Genomic DNA, 16206 nt, shown 5'->3' with positions numbered 1-16206 from the left:
GGCGGTCAAGCCGCAAAAAAATTGTGGAGTGCGACCGTGTCGAGAAAATAATGGCAGATTTGGCGTGCTGCTTGACCAGGTTTGGCAGCGATCAGCACGGGCACCAACTCATCGTATCGATTCAATAATTCGGCATCGCCGTCGACATCGATCACTTGCACCGTAAACGCATACGCGCTGCGATACGTCTGCAACTGCGCGAGCATGTCGTCGCACAGATGGCAATAGCTGCGCGAATAAAGGGTAAACACGGTCATGGCGCATAGGTTTGAAAAAGGTAGCTCATTATAAGGCGCGCACCGCCGCCGTCTGCATTTTATACACACAAAATTGCGCGGTTTTTTGGTCCGCTGCAAATAGCTGTTTTATGCAAGTAAGTTCAAACTCTTGCACAGTAGTATAAAAACCAGCCAGCCAGCCAAGCACGCTGTATCGAAGCCAGCAATTTGCATTCCCCTCGTTAACCGTAGACATTTCTCATGCCAATTCCTCATCGCCTTCTCCCCGCTTGCCCCACTCGCGCACCGGCACCTTCAATCTGCCAGACACCTGTCCATCGAATACTACCAATGCGCTTGCAACAAGTGCATCACACGCCACAGGCGGCGACTGCGTGCCAAGCAACATCACTGCCATCGACGCTATGGCAACAGGCTAAGCACGACATTCTCCGCACCGGCAGTTGGCATCATGCCGCCGGCGACATCATCCCGCAAATTGCAGTCCGCACCGAGATGTGGCCAGATCCCTCACGCGGTTTAACGATTTTCGATGTCGATCAAGAAAATGACGTCAAGCACTTGGCAGAACAATTGCTGACATGGCGTGCCGACTCCAGCAATGCGGCTCTTCTCGATACGCTCAACAGCACGAAGCAAGGCCGCTTGCCTGCGCAATGGCGTACCTGTCGGTTTGACGCCGACCAGCAGAACATGGGTAACGCCAGCCTCGCCGGCTTACTGAATATACGACGCGACGACGTGATTTTACTGCGTATCAATCAAAATCATTACCGCTATCTCGACGAGCACGGCTGGTGCGATGTGCGCGCCGACGGCGATTGCTTCTACCGCGCCCTGGTGCGTGGCCTTGGACACAGCGGCAGCGACACCGACATAAATAAAGCACGTCAACAGGTGTGGGATTATGTCGCGCAGCACTGGGATCAGCTCACCCCTTTTTTCGCAGCGGAACTGGCCGAGCAAGCAGCGATCGGCCGCGACGCAGCGCTCAGCAAACCAAGGACGCAATCTGATCTTCCCAGCGCGAGCCACAACCCGGCATACGCAAGTGCCGAACCGTCCTGCTTGAGCGAAGCAGATTGGCACGGCCCGCAAGAATGGTGGTTCTGGGCCGAACAGCGCGCCACCGCCTTGGCTGCGCAACTGCTTGCCACTGCCGTGCCTATCCTGAATGAGAAACCCGAAGAAGAGCGTGCGGAAAATTTTGCGCCGCAAGTTCTGGACCCTCAGCATCCATGTTTAAAAACATGCATGAGCAACGCCGCAGAGGCATTGCGGGCCTTGCCGAGCACGCATCCGGCGCGTAGCCTGCTCGACGGCTTGGCACCTCGCGAGCAAGCGGGCTGGTTTGCACGCCTGCTCTATTCGATGCGGCCGGTCTTTGAAGGCACGCAGGCGAGCCTACGGCAGCACGAAAGAATTGATGCATTTTGCCAACAAGTCGAGACTCTGGTCGATGAAGATCTGCTTGAACAAGCCGACGCGACGCCGGAGCTCAGCGCCGCTGCTGCCGCTGCCTGTCGCGCCTTGAGCAAAGAAATGCTCATTCAGCTAAGGCAACAGTATCAGCCACTGCTGACGAACAACCTGCTTGCACAGCAAGCCGGGCTGCGCAAGCATAGCGCCTTAGGCCGGCTACTCAAGGCCAGTGTCACCGACTTAACCGATCTGGTGAGCCTAGCGATGTCACGGCAGCGCCAACACGCGAGCAGCGTGCGCGGCGAAGCACAGCCGCCGAGCGAGCCGCCTACGCTCGATGCCGTCCAGTGCCTGCGCTTGCTACAACCATGGCTCACCGCCCTCGAAGAAATCGATGCGCGCGCCGCCTGCATTCATGAATTGCGCCACGCGGCCAGCAACACCATGCGCAATTTGAAGGGGCAATGGTACCCCATCCTGCCACCGCTGCTGCTGCACGACACCTTACAATTGGCGCAGCAACAGCGGCAAGCACAGCAAGACCACGAACAACGCATCGACACCCGCACCAAGACAGGCTTAGGGGCACTCGCGCTGGCAGGCGATGCTCTCGCCTCATTCCAGCGCTGGCAGCATGCCGGCGCGCTGGAAACCGACTGGCAGCGTGAGCGAGAAGCGGCCGACAATACCTGGCGCAGCACCCACCACCCCGACACGTCGAGCCCAAGCGAAGCTGAAATAATCGACCAATTGAAGCAGCGCTGGTGGCAAGCCCGTCAAGAAAACACGTTCTCTTCGGCTGAGCTGCTGGAGGCAAACGGCTACATCACCGAACTGGCGCGCCTTCACAGTGCCGCTGCCAACCAGGCACACCGACAGCAAGTCCTGCTGCCGCAGGAAGTGATCAGTGCTCGCGTGCCATCACTGGAACATAGCATCAGTGCCTGGCGTGAGATCGACGGCGTCGCGCCCAGCCTTGCTAGCCCTGTGGCAAGTACGCCAAGCGCGGCAACGCTGACGACTATCGCAAGTGCCACTACTGCTGCCACCAGTGCATTGGCCGCAGCAGCCATGCTGAGCGCCGGTCGCAATGCAGGCATGGCCGGCCCAGTACTGAGTGCCGCTATCATGAGTCAATTATTCACCAGCGTCACAGCGCGGCAAGCCTGCCTGATGGACCCGGAAGCGCAGCGCAGCCGGCCGGCCGAGCAAGAAAAACAGCTCGGCGACCCAGCCTGGGAATTATTGCAAGCCGAGACTTTACACCCCAGTCAGCATGCCGCCGATCCATGGGGCCAAACCCAGAAGGCCGCCGAAGTACTGCTCTCCGCCAGCGAGCAAGGGGCCAGACTCCAGCGTGTCGAGCAAGTGGGAAAAATGCAATTCACGCTCACCTTTCTCACCAAAATTGGCAACAAATTAAGCAAAACGATAGGCCCAGAGCACTTCGGCCAACTGATCCGTGCCAATGGCTACGAAGGCGCTGGCTGGCACAAACAGTTAGCGGGGAAGGTACTGCGCGGTACAGGCCGAGCGATGAACGGTGTCGGCGGTGCGATGAATGCCAATGAAATTGTCGAGGGCATACTGAAAGGACCGCAGGAAATGTTCAGCGATACCCAGCGCGGTCAGTACGGACAGTTGGCCGGCTTTATGGGCGCGGTGTGGGAATACAATGAATGTTTCGCAGCGTGGGCCGCCGGCAAAGCAAGCCTAGCCCAGGTCACCCTCCTCAAAGCGTTAGCCAGAGGCCTGGGCGGCGCTCTGGGGACCGTCGAAATCAGTGCGGCAATGATCGACAATGTCAGACTGATCGACCTGCTGTTATCGGACAAGCTGACTGCTGCACAACGCTTGGAATACAGTCTGCAATTAGGACTCAACAACTTGGCCTTGGGCTTGCAAATCGCCAGCCTGGCATTTCCGCCCTTGCGTTTGCCGGCAATGCTGGTGCAAGGCTTGAGCTATGTGGTCGAAAAAATCGGCGAGCATCGGGCGCTTGGTGATAAATCGGCTGCCACCATCGGCAAGCTCAAGCAAAACTGGGATGCCTACCAAGCGCCTTTATTCGCTCGCAATACGAGCTTGGAAGTCGGTAATTCGACCGTATGGGAAAGCTCAAAATTGTTTCCTGTCTCCGCCTGCCATATCAGCGACCAAGCACTGGCTTGCGTTCCGGGAGAAGTCAAGGTATTCCGCGGCGGCAGTCTGGAAGGCTGGGCAGCGCTGCCATACCTCATTATGTGGGCGGCATCGGCCTACGCCAAACCGCCGCCATCCCCCTACCGCGATGTCGGCGAAACCCTGGGAGGAGAAAAGCTCACGCCGAATCAAGCACTGCCATTAAGCAATATTACCGGCACCACCCAAGCACCTTACGAGACGCCACTTCCCACTGGCAAGGTAGTGACCGTGATCGCCTCACTCGTGCCCGCTTTGGAAATGCAATGGAAAAAGTCCATGGCAATTGCTTTTGCACTGAGGAAGGATGCTGAATTACTGAATTGGGAAAACAGCGCTTACAAAAACACATTTCCTGTTCGCGACGGCAACTGGATGATAGAAGACTACGATTACATGGGCGTCGACAGCAAGCTCAGCTATACATTTGATCGCACCGGCCCGGTGGCGCTCTACCTGTTGCCACCGCCGCAGCAATCACAGCGCAAACGCCTCACCGTCACGCTCAACAATCGCGCCGCCGATCCCGGGCATCGCGTTTTCGTGGCACTCAATGCCGAAGCCAAGGGCTATGTCTTAAGCAGTCAAGCTGGTGCCGGTTTTTTGCTCAGTTTAAGCACCGATACCAAGGCCATCGGCGATGGCTCAGCCACCATTGCCTTTGTCAGCGATCCCGAGCAAGCCAGAAAGCTCACCATCCGCCTGCAGCATGTGTCAGCATCGCGTCGCGATACGGAAGAAGCCATGGCTTACCGCTTCGAGCATACCGACTCTGACGGCGTGTTGATGGATAAACTGGTGAAAATTAATGGATTACCTGCTTATGATTATGTCCGCGGCTTGCTTCCTGAGAATTCCCTCTATCAAACCATCAGTACGGCCAGCAGCCACGAGGCGCAACAATGGGGCTTAAAAATCGAATTCCCTACGGTTGCCAAATTTGCCCGCATTTCCGAGGAGAAACACCAGGGCGGAGAAATAGGACTCCCTATTGCCCACCACTCAATGGCCCACTCAGGCGGGTACCTGATGGGCTATCCAGATAGTTACCGTGACGCCTTACTGGCACATTTCAGTGCCGAATACCAAAATTTTAAAAGCAATCTCGATCGTAGCTTGGAATTCCCACTTTATGCTGACGAGCAATCTGTTGATCTGCCCAGTGACATGGTCTACGACGGCGTGCGCTATCCACTGGAATGGAATGCCGCTTCGGTCGGTTGGAAAATCGGCCAACCGAAAGCCTGGGGCAAGCTGCCTAGCTACGATTATATGCATCCCAACACCAGCGGTTTTGAAGTGCCCAAGCACTTGGCACGTCCTATCCCACAGGGATATCAGCACTATGCCGATGGCGATGCGCCTCCTTTGCTCGGCAATATTCTGGTGCAGAACGCGGGCAATGCCAGTTCCCTCTATTTTGACTACTACGATGGTCCATTACAAGCGCCGCGGCCACTTGCTGCGCAAGAATATCAACGCTTCATGGCAGTCCGAGCGCTGGCGCTCGACTATGGGGCGATACTCGGACGTATCATTCCGAGCTTGCGAGAGCAGATAGGACAAGATATCACCGATCACCGATCGCGCCTCTCGACCGAGGGTGCACTCCATCTCAGCATCCGCTACCCGCTGCACGACGAAGTCAACTTCCAAGGCGCGGTACGCGCAGCAAAAGGTGACTATCGCAGCCTGGAAATTATGGAGCACTACGCGCTGCGCACTCTGGCCGAAGACCGCCGTGGCAAAAAGGACTACGGCCAATGGCAGCAAAAAAACAATAACACCATGAGTGCCATCGATCTCGACGCGTGCGCGAGCTTGATCGAAAAGGCGCAGACCCTGTTATCAAATTATGTGCTATCGGGAAATCGTACTGTCACGCTCACCGACACAGCGGTCGAAGTCAAGTTACATTACCGCATAGAGGCTGGCGATTTTTTCCCCCGCGTCGAGCAACTCGATTATCCGGCAGAGCACATGCCTGGTGCGCAAGAACTGATGCAAGTCAAAAAACAGCAGCGTCATGTCCGCTTTGATAAGCGGGTACTGATTACCTCGGGCCGGCACATCGCTTTCTTCGATACCGACTACCACCAATTGCGCATCATGCCGGAACTGTTGAGTCGCGGTTTGCACTTCGTCGGGCGCGATCGGCAATACGAATTCTTCAGTCGCACCGAACAGGTCGATAGTTTACTGCGCTGGGAAGTCAGCGGCGAGCCGTTCGACACCTTGGAACAAGCGCAGCAAATTGATCTGGCGACACTCAATCCGGTCGAGAGTTTGATGCCTGGCGGCTTTCTTGAGAAAATTGGTCTGGGCCAAGGCAATTGGCAATTTCACCGCGAACGTGGCCCCTTGTGGCGGTATAACGGTGAGGAACTGTCAATGATCAAAGAAGCCTACTGGCGACGACGCAATGCCGACGGCGTCACCGTGGGCTTTTATGTCATCACCGAGCATGCTGGGCGCGATGCCAATCCGGCAGAAAGCGCCCGCCTGCGCGCCTTCCTCAGCGCGCAAGTACTGCAAGCAATCGATGCTGAAGTTGCCAACATGCAGCAAGCTGCCGAGCGTAATCCCGCACCAGGCACGCTGCGTAGCGAGCTAGGCCGCTTCATCCATCAGCCGCTGCAATTAGCCGAAGAGTTGCGCAGCTTATTGCCGCCGCCACTGCATGCCCCGGATAATCCGCCTAGCCTGGGGCAACTGTTGCGCTTTTACGGGATTCAATTCGCTCCCGACAGTTCTTTCGGTGTCTTGCGCGTCCTCGCCATGAAGCCCTTGATCGAACACTATCTGAGTTTAAGTAAAGGAAACCCCTACACCGAGCGCATCATCAACAACGATGGTCAAGTCGATTTTCATCATTACGAAATGGCCCGCTCCGGCTATTTGATAGAGCGCGTCAAAGTCAGCAGCACCATGCCCTACCAAGCGCTATTGCGCTGTATGGAACTGACACCGGCGACGCCGTCTGACCGCAATCCGCTGAGTTTTTGCAGCACCACTTCAGCGCAATACTGTGTGGCACGCACACCCGAACACGCTTACTTCATTCATCCGAATGCGGCCCGCTATATTGACAATCAAGCCGGCCTGGCTTTATTTGGCAAACTCAATGGCGAGCAGTATGAGGTGCAGGCTTACCACCACCACAACGCGACCGACATTCTCGACGCGATCAACGGCGGCCATGCGTCACAGTCTAGCCCTTGGTATACGCTTTCCAAAGCGGTCTACCGGCAACTGAACGCGATCGGCAAAATGCCGAAAATGCTGCTGACCAGCAATCATCAACCGAGTGGGGTCTTGTTGCTGCGCAGTGCACACGGCAACTTCTTGCTCGAAAGCGAGCGCCAGCCGGACGGCCTGCTGCGCGAACAATGGAGCATCTTGCCCGCACCATTCCGTTACGGCCACATCGACTACCGCGGCAGAAGCGCAGCCGGGGCACACCGACTCTACCACCGCAACAGTAGCGATATGCTGCTGCTGCAAGCTGGTCAAGTGCAAGGAATCGTCCATGAGTACAGCGTCAGCAAAGCCAACAGCAAAGGCGTGCTTAAACTGGCCCCAACCCAGGAGAGTAGTCGTGATGCCCATCTCAACAGCTACCTGGAAGTCCACCCGGCGGCAGATGAAATCTGGCAGATCACGACGCTGCACAACGAGACCGTACATATCCCCGACAGCTTTGCCGGCAAAGTGGAGCTGAACGTCAAGCCGCGCCGAGGCCATCGCAAGCTGACTCTGCATGCACGGCGTTGGGAAGATTGGTCTGCCAACAAACGCGGCAATATACTTATTTTGCGTCATGCGCAGCAAGGAGAAATCCATCTTAAATGGCAGATGCCTTTCGAACTGCAACTCAACGAAGTCATCTTCAAGCGACACGATGTCGTGCAAACGCGTCTGCAAACCGCTGACAGCGACCCAGCTCGCTTACTCGCTCAGGCCGCCAACACCGCGCTCGTGCCGGGGCTCAGCTATCACGGCCAGCCCTACCGCATTGACCAACTGACTGGCCTGAGCGTGGCCTGGGACGAGACAAGCACCCCGATCCCAATGGGTACGATGTCTGATGTTGGTGTGCGTTTTTCGCCTGCCGGTCACGCAGCGCCTTGGTTTTCACCGGGATCGGGCGAGGTCACGCTGCCGCAACTGGCACAGCCGGTGCCAGTCACCCTCATCGAAGTCAATCCCGGCGCAATCGGCGTGCGCATCCCCGCTGAATGGGTAGGCCACCCGGCTGGCAATAACAGCATCGAGGGAGAAAACGATATGCTGTTCAATTTACGCAGTATGCCACTCGGTTTCGTGTATCAGGTGCGCTTACCCAATGAGCACTTGTCGCTGGGTGAAGAGGAGGCCAATGTCAGCGAAGACCGTGCCGCCGGCTTAGTGTTTGTGAATGAAAAACAGCAGCGCGGCCGGCTGGTGTTCGCGCTCGCACCCGGTGTCAATCTGGATCTGCACGAAACCCACGAAGAACACGAAGCCGTTTTGACGCTCACATTGGTAAATCAAGCCACGCGTTTCAAACGTGCGCCCGTACCAGGTTTGGAAAAATATTGCTTCAATAACGTTCAAAAAATGAATGGCCGTGAATTTGTCTATAGTAAAACGCAGTTCGACTGGGCTAGCGAAGGTGCAGGCCAGCAATTACTGACCGAAGCACGGCTGGCTGCTTATCCGTATTCAGGTGATTTGAGTCGATTACCAGAATGGCGCACGGATACCGCGCTGAGCGCCTATCTGGCAGAACGCATGCGATTGGAATTCGATCCCGCCAGCGGTCTGATGGTCGATAGCAAAACCGGTCTGGTCGCCTATGTGTTTAACAATGCTGAAACGCGCGAACTGCGTCTGGTGTTCGGTGGTTCAACCAGCGGTCAAAGCTACGGTGGCGATCTGACTAAACGCACCTGGGCGAATCGCGGCATAACATGGACGCAATACGGTGCCAATGCCAAGAATGCCCTGCTGGGACGGACCCCGGCCAGCTACAAGCAAGCCGCTCAGTTAGCCCAAGAACTGCGACAAGCCGTAGGCAGCAGCAGCTTTCCTGAATTGGCAACGTATGGCCCGTTGAAATTCATCGGTCACTCCAAAGGAGGCGGCGAAGCGGCGTATGCAGCCTTGCAGTTATCAACACCACAACAAGCCGTGGCGTGTACGGCCTTCAACCCAGCCCAATTCGGTCGCGAGATCCAGCACGAGTTACTGAACCGACTCGGCAGCAGCTCGGCGCTCGAACATGCGGCTTCGCGCGTACGCAACTTTCTCATTAAAGGCGACGGGATTCCGTACGCCGGCAACGTGTTATTCGGCCAGCTCAGCTTGGTCGGCATTTCCCATACGCTCGACGCCATCCCGGAAGTCGGTGGGCTCTCTGCCCTCCACGACAAATTCTTACAGCAAATCGAAGGCAATGTGGCGCGCCATGGAACGGCACAAGCGCGTGCCGACAATCAGGCCGGCCCGAGCAATGCGATGGCCGTCCGTCCGGACGCTCCCGACAGCGGTATTGTGGCAACGGCACGCCGGGTTTACAGTAACGATCTGCGTAGCAGCATCGATGCCTGGTCGGAAGCAGAAAAACTGGCCAACAGCGCGACGATCAGCGCACATCTCGACTATCGCTTCGAGTACTTTTTGGATGAAACGGGAGATCCGAGCACGATACGATTGAATTTGATCGGTGACAGCGATGGCAAGAGCGCGCAATTTCGCGGTAGCTTATCTGGTGCGCACAGCTACACTGCCGAAACCTTGGCCGGCTTGACTGCGCCCATGTTGGCCCAGAGTGGTGCCGAAAGCATCCGCCTGTTCAGTAGTCGCAGCGGCGCAAATGGCTTCGCCCAGGAATTAGCCAGCTTGGTGAATTTACCGGTCAAGGCCCCGCGAGAAACCGTCCGCAGCTACGAAGTCCTGCCCGGCCGCTACCTGTTCTTGGAAAATGGCGACAGCAGTGCGGGGGCATTGGATAATCAATGGGTGAGCTTCGCGAAGAGCGACGCGGTCGAAGACTTATCGGCGCAGCGCCCAGTAGAAACGGCTGACCTGGAGTCCAACGACCAATAATACTGCCAAGCGTGGGCCGATGGTTTGAACCCATCGGCGCTGCAAAAAAAAGATGCCCGCCGCTGCAAACACAGCGACGGGCATTGAAAGTACTCGAATTACTGCGCTTGTGGCTTAAGCAGAATGAACTGCGAGATATCACCACGTTTGACCAATAATGCGGCCGCTTTCTTGGCATCGAGTTTAGCAAGCATCGCATTGAATTGCTTGGCATCTTTGATGCTGACGTTATTGAGCATCAGAATCACATCGCCAGCCTTCAAACCAACCGCAGCAGCGGGACCATCGACATTTTCGATCACCACCCCACCCGACTGCAGCTCTTTCTTTTGCGCTTCATTGAGATCGGTAACGGCCAAGCCTAGCAGATTATCCGGCTCTTTCTTATTCTTTTTATCACCTGGTTTCGGTACTGGCTTATCCGCTTCCATTTCCGCTACCGTGATCGGCAATTCACGCACCGCACCCTTGCGCCAAACTGTGATGCTGGCCTTGGCACCCGGTGCAATCGCACCGACGATACGCGGCAAATCGCCGGATTTCTCGATTGCCGCACCATTGAGCTTGAGGATCACATCGCCATCCTGCAAACCGGCTTTTTCGGCCGGTGAACCGGCTTCGATTCGCGCGATCACGGCACCCTGTGCCTTCGGCAAGCCTAAAGATTCCGCCACTTCTTTCGAGACCTCACCGATCTGCACACCGATACGGCCGCGGGTAACTTTACCCGAAGCTTTGAGTTGATCGGCTACGCGCATGGCTTCGTCAATCGGAATGGCGAAGGAAATCCCCATATAGCCGCCGGAGCGGCTGTAAATCTGCGAGTTGATACCGACAACCTCGCCACGCATATTGATCAGCGGACCGCCGGAATTGCCGGGATTGACGGCAACATCAGTTTGAATCAGAGGCAGAAAATCACCGGTGTCGCGCGCCTTGGCCGAGACGATACCGGCGGTAACCGTATTGTCGAGTTCAAATGGCGAGCCGATCGCAATCACCCATTCGCCGGCACGGATTTTATCGGAGTCGCCGATTGTTACCTTGGGTAATTTGCTTGCTTCGATTTTGAGCACGGCGACGTCAGTACGCTTGTCGCTGCCGATGACTTTGGCTTTGAATTCGCGCTTATCGGTCAGCTTGACGTAGACTTCCGAGGCCCCTTCCACCACATGCGCATTGGTCAGTACATAGCCATCGGCGGAAAGAATGAAGCCCGACCCTACTCCGCGCGGCACTTCTTCTTCCGGTGCCGGTTTACGGCCGCGTGGTGCCGGTGCTTGTTTAGGCATAGGGACACCGAAGAAGCGCCGGAAAAATTCCTGCATCTGCGCGTCATCGGAACTAACTTCGCCTGCACCAGACAACAATTTTTCAGTGGTACGAATATTGACGACGGCCGGGCCAGCTCTATCGACGAGCTCGGTAAAGTCGGGTAAGCCACTTACCATTGCTGCGGCTGCCGGCGCTGCTAAGGCCAGCGGTGCGCTGACGCCAATGCAGAGACTGACGATCAGACGCGCGAGAATTTTTTCTGCGGGGAAAATAGGATTTGCTTTCATAGCCTCACTCTTAAACTGTTGACAGTTTGGTTGGTAGAAACTTCAGGACACTTCAACACTCTTCCATACACTTCAGGATTCCGGATTCAGAATTTAAGGCTTGGTTTTGTATTCTATCGAATTCATCACCTGATGAATCGCTGCCGCCGGCACCTCACCGACCACGGTGAGCCAATAATGGCCCTGGCGTTTCGCCATGATCGTCATCGCCCCTTGTTGCAGACTACCTTCGCTGCGATTTTCATGATCGGGTTCGATGAAAACTGAGATCGTGGCCAAACCATCGGAAAAAATCATCTGTATCACCGGATGTGCCGCCCCGGGCTGGCCGGGGGCCGCAGTCGCGATCAAACGTTTCATTTCCTTGATTTTTTTAAACCCATTGGGCACCGACGTAACTTGCCAGCCTGAATGAATATTGGACTCAACCGTCAAATTTTCAACATGCCATTGCGAAATATTTGGAAAACTCGGTTTCAATTTATTTTTATCGACATCGCCAATACTGATTTGGGTGAAGGCGATTTGTTCTATAACTTCATTCTTGGCATTCACCGTCTGGGCGCGTAACAACAAGCCCGACTGCTTCTCGGAACACAGGCGATAACCGTAGCGTGCGCCGTCGCGTGGTTCGAGCAGATAGGTTTGGCATTCCAAGCCGGCCACACGCGCCACCTCAGCCTTTTTGATCAGGTACAGGTCTGGCAAAGCTTGCGCATTTTGTGTCAGCAGGGCTGGAAATACTTCTTGCGTGACATTTTTTTCTACCTGTATGGTTTTGGTATCGGGCAGATAACAACTGACCTCCTCGTTACGACGCAAATATTCGCGCGGCCGACCATCGAGTATTTCAAGTTTTTCAATTTCACCGGCGGCATCAGCGTGATGCGTAATGCGCGAGGTGCGCATCTGACTGGCTTGCTGATACACAAAGGTGCCGGCGTAATTAAGGCGCTGCGCCGACGCTTGCATCTTGCGCAAGACGCCTTGCATCTCACGTTTTTCTTCCTGATTTTCCAGTGCAAAAGCCACTGATACGGTCAGGCTGGCGATCAAAATCGGCAACACCAAGGCGAAAGCCATACGATACACACGCATAATACTTATTTCTCCGCCGCCGAACGCAGCTGCACATGCGTCACATACGCCGCGCCATTGCTGATATCAGGTGAAAAACGTTGATGTGCGATCAGATAGCTGTCGATACGCGGGTCGCGCAGCATTTCACGTTCGGCATTCTGCTGGGCCGCCTCGTTTTGCGCTTGCAGCAGCATCGTATCGGCCGCCACCAAGGAGGCCGATGCCAGTTGCACTGGCGTCGTCGGGGTGGCGCTGCGACTGGCTTGCAGCTCGGGAGAACTACCGAGATGCAGTAATTGCGGCACCAGTACGAAGGCCAATAAGGCCGCTGCGCTGGCCCCGGCAACGGCCATATACGAACGGAAAAACGAGGCTTTGGCGGCGCGTGGCAGTTCTGCCGATTGATGTAAATGCGGCATCAACAATATCGGTTCACTGGCGAAACGCTGAGCAAAGCGCGCACTGAAATCACTGCTCATCTCGAAGGCCAAGTCGTCCGATCGCAAGGCATCCGCGATCAAATGGCAGTGGTCCCACGATGCGCGGTCATCGGTCTCATCCATCTGCAACAGCAATGCAGCGATGGCAGCGTCGTCGAGCTCGCCATCGGCAAGGGCAGAAATAGTTTCGTTTTTTGAGGTGTCGTTCTTCATTTTTCCTACCAAGATAGCGCTGTTCAAATCATATTTGTTAGTGCACGCCGCTTACCAGCGCTGATCGAGATTGGTCCCGAGTATAGGACGCAAACGCTCAGCGATGGCTTCACGGGCGCGGAATATCCGACTGCGTACAGTGCCTATCGGGCATACCATTACCTGCGCAATTTCATCGTAAGTTAATCCTTCTATCTCTCTGAGCGTAATCGCATTGCGCAATTCTTCCGGCAAAGCCGACATGGCCGCATTGACGGTAGCGGCGATCTGCTTGCTGGCCAACAGTGATTCCGGCGTGTTGATATCTCTTAGTCCGTCGGCATCAGAAAAAGTTTCGGCCAGTTCGACGTCGGCCTCGGTCGAGGTCGGCGCTTTACGCCCCTGCGTGACCAAGTGGTTTTTCGCGGTATTGATGCCAATTCGATAGAGCCAAGTGTAAAACGCCGCGTCACCGCGAAAATTAGGTAGCGCCCGGTACGCTTTGATAAAGGCTTCTTGCACAACATCTTCCGCTTCGGCATGATCATAGACGAGCCTAGACACGAGCCGCATCAGTTTCCTTTGATATTTGGAAACCAGAAGCTCAAATGCTTTTTTATCACCACGCTGCACGCGCTCGACCAAAAGATGGTCTATCTCGCGCTCTGTCGTCACTCAATCATCCCTGTATTTTTCTACCTTTAACGGCTCTGTGTGTTTGGATGTCGGTCGCTGCAAAAACTGTGCAAAATAGCTTAAAACTTAGGCTTAGCAGCGCGACCATCACCACTGTCTGCTTCATAGAGTCGCTGTTGTCAAAAAAGTTCCCGCTTTTCCTCGCTTTTCTTCAATTACCAAAGCTCATGCTGCCGCTGTATCCATAACAGACTTAAACGCAAACGCGCAAAACTGCCCGCTGTCAGCGCGTCCGGCAAAATAATGCGGCACAGATGCGTATCATCGGGCAGCAGCCAATGCACGACCAGACAACTATTCCAAAAAATGCTGTGCGGCGCCAGTCTGACCGGCACCGCCGGACTGAAATCACCATTTTTGTATATAAAATACAACGATGTTCGCCCTTTTGCATCAATACACAGCACCAGCGGAGTCTGTCGGCGCCAAAAGCGCCGCAGTTGCACGCCAGCCAGCACCGGCACGAGCAGACTCAGCCAGGCGGCACTGGGCCAGCGGTGGCAGGCCCCGGAGTAGCAGTGCGCCAAGTACAACAGCACACTGACTAAAGCCAGCGCACAGGCCAACAGCAGCCAGTTGCGCAAGCGGCGCGAAGCCTCAAGACGGATTTGCAGTGCGATACTCATGATCATTGTCTCAAACAAAAAAAAGCACTTCGTTCCCAGCGGGAAGCGAAGTGCTTTTTTGCAGACAGTTTAGCGCGCTGCTAAAACTCAGACCTTAGCAAAAATCAAAGTACCATTCGTTCCACCGAAGCCAAACGAATTTTTCATCGCGTAATCAATCTTCATATCACGCGCAATGTTGGCGCAATAATCAAGATCGCATTCAGGATCTTGATTGAAGATGTTGATCGTCGGCGGCGAAATTTGATTATACAAAGCCAGCACCGTGAACAAGGCTTCCAAACCGCCTGCACCACCGAGCAAATGCCCGGTCATGGATTTGGTGGAATTGACGGTCAGCTTGTAAGCATCGGCACCAAATGCTGCCTTGATCGCATCGGTTTCATTTTTATCACCCAACGGCGTCGAGGTACCGTGCGCGTTGAGGTAATCAATCTGATCGCCATTGATACCGGCATTTTTGAGCGCATTGACCATACTGCGGCGCGGTCCATCCATACTTGGCGAGGTAATGTGATACGCATCGCCACTCATGCCGAAACCGATCACCTCGGCATAGATACGTGCACCGCGTGCCTTGGCATGCTCATACTCTTCCAGCACCATCACGCCGGCACCTTCACCGAGTACGAACCCGTCCCTGTCCTTATCCCACGGTCGGGAAGCGGTAGCCGGATCATCATTGCGCGAAGACAAAGCCCGCGCAGAAGCAAAGCCACCGAGCCCCAAAGGAGAAATGGTCGACTCTGCGCCACCGGCAATCATCACATCGGCATCGCCATACTCAATCATCCGTGACGCCGAACCGATGCAATGCAGGCCCGTAGTACACGCAGTCACGATCGCCAGATTCGGTCCCTTGAGACCGTATTTGATCGACAGATGACCGGAAATCATATTGATGATCGAGGCCGGCACAAAGAATGGGCTGATACGACGCGGACCGCGTTCAATCAGCACTTCCTTGGTGTTTTCGATCAGCGGCAAGCCGCCGATGCCGGAACCGACGATGACACCGATACGCTCAGCATTCTCTTCAGTTACCTGCAAGCCACAATCAAGGAAAGCCTGCATCCCGGCAGCGATGCCGAAGTGGATGAAGCTGTCCATGTTGCGAGCATCTTTTGCCGGCATGTACTCTTCGACATTGAAACCCTTCACTTCACCGGCAAAATGCGTGGTGAACGGAGTGGCATCAAACTTAGTAATAGTAGCAATACCAGACTGACCAGCTTTGACCGCCTCCCATGCAGCGGCAACAGTGTTGCCGACTGGTGAGACACAACCGAGTCCGGTGACTACGACACGACGTTTAAGCGTACGACTCAAGCGCTTCTCCTGGGTTTGAAAAACGGGGTAAAGAATTACGCCTTGACGTGCGCCGTAGCGTAGTCAACAGCTTGTTGCACTGTCGTAATTTTTTCTGCTTGTTCATCAGGGATTTCCATTTCGAATTCGTCTTCGAGGGCCATCACCAATTCAACTGTATCGAGGGAATCCGCACCCAGATCATCAACGAAAGAGGATTCGATTTTGATGTCAGCTTCAGCCACACCCAGTTGTTCAGCGACAATTTTCTTAACGCGTTGTTCGATATCGGACATGTGTATCTCCAGTGAAAAAATCAAAAATAAGGGCTTACAGAAAGTGCGCGCATTTTAGCAGGTTTGCAGGCAAA

Annotated in this window: 9 protein-coding genes; 1 reads left to right on the top strand and 8 read right to left on the bottom strand. The window is 55.1% G+C overall.

Annotation, left to right across the window (positions count from 1 at the left end; all coding sequences use genetic code 11):
• Window positions 1-5: 5 nt before the first annotated feature.
• Entirely contained in the window at window positions 6-257 is a 252-nt protein-coding gene (locus QN359_RS04870; RefSeq protein ID WP_322248487.1) for a glutaredoxin family protein, read from the bottom strand.
• Between the two features lie 312 nt (window positions 258-569).
• On the opposite strand from QN359_RS04870, the gene QN359_RS04865 reads away from it, so the two are divergent.
• On the top strand, window positions 570-9932 hold the full coding sequence (locus QN359_RS04865; protein WP_322248489.1) for a hypothetical protein: 9363 nt from the start codon (window positions 570-572) through the stop codon (window positions 9930-9932).
• 98 nt (window positions 9933-10030) lie between these two features.
• Here the strand turns inward: QN359_RS04865 and QN359_RS04860 are convergent, their stop codons facing one another.
• From QN359_RS04860 to acpP, 7 genes are all read right to left on the bottom strand, one after another.
• Window positions 10031-11494, bottom strand: a complete 1464-nt coding sequence (locus QN359_RS04860) for a DegQ family serine endoprotease (protein WP_322248491.1) — start codon at window positions 11492-11494, stop codon at window positions 10031-10033.
• A gap of 93 nt (window positions 11495-11587) precedes the next feature.
• Window positions 11588-12592: a MucB/RseB C-terminal domain-containing protein gene (locus QN359_RS04855; RefSeq protein WP_322248493.1), complete on the bottom strand. Its 1005-nt coding sequence runs from the start codon at window positions 12590-12592 to the stop codon at window positions 11588-11590.
• A 5-nt stretch (window positions 12593-12597) separates the two neighbouring features.
• Complete coding sequence (locus QN359_RS04850; protein ID WP_322248494.1) at window positions 12598-13254, bottom strand: sigma-E factor negative regulatory protein; 657 nt, start codon at window positions 13252-13254, stop codon at window positions 12598-12600.
• A gap of 24 nt (window positions 13255-13278) precedes the next feature.
• Window positions 13279-13881: an RNA polymerase sigma factor RpoE gene (rpoE, locus tag QN359_RS04845; RefSeq protein WP_322248495.1), complete on the bottom strand. Its 603-nt coding sequence runs from the start codon at window positions 13879-13881 to the stop codon at window positions 13279-13281.
• 176 nt (window positions 13882-14057) lie between these two features.
• Window positions 14058-14528 (bottom strand): hypothetical protein, encoded by a 471-nt coding sequence (locus QN359_RS04840; protein ID WP_322248496.1) that lies wholly within the window; start codon window positions 14526-14528, stop codon window positions 14058-14060.
• Between the two features lie 87 nt (window positions 14529-14615).
• A complete protein-coding gene (gene fabF / locus QN359_RS04835) occupies window positions 14616-15857 on the bottom strand; it encodes a beta-ketoacyl-ACP synthase II (RefSeq protein ID WP_322248497.1) in 1242 nt (413 codons plus the stop codon).
• A 35-nt stretch (window positions 15858-15892) separates the two neighbouring features.
• The gene (gene acpP, locus QN359_RS04830) at window positions 15893-16132 is read right to left on the bottom strand and encodes an acyl carrier protein (RefSeq protein ID WP_322248498.1); all 240 of its coding nucleotides are present in this window, start codon (window positions 16130-16132) and stop codon (window positions 15893-15895) included.
• Between the last annotated feature and the right edge of the window lie 74 nt (window positions 16133-16206).

This window comes from Undibacterium sp. 5I2 (assembly GCF_035019605.1).
Lineage (GTDB): Bacteria > Pseudomonadota > Gammaproteobacteria > Burkholderiales > Burkholderiaceae_D > Undibacterium.
The sequence above is the reverse complement of the archived record's forward strand: the minus strand, read 5'-3'. Positions and strand labels throughout refer to the sequence as shown.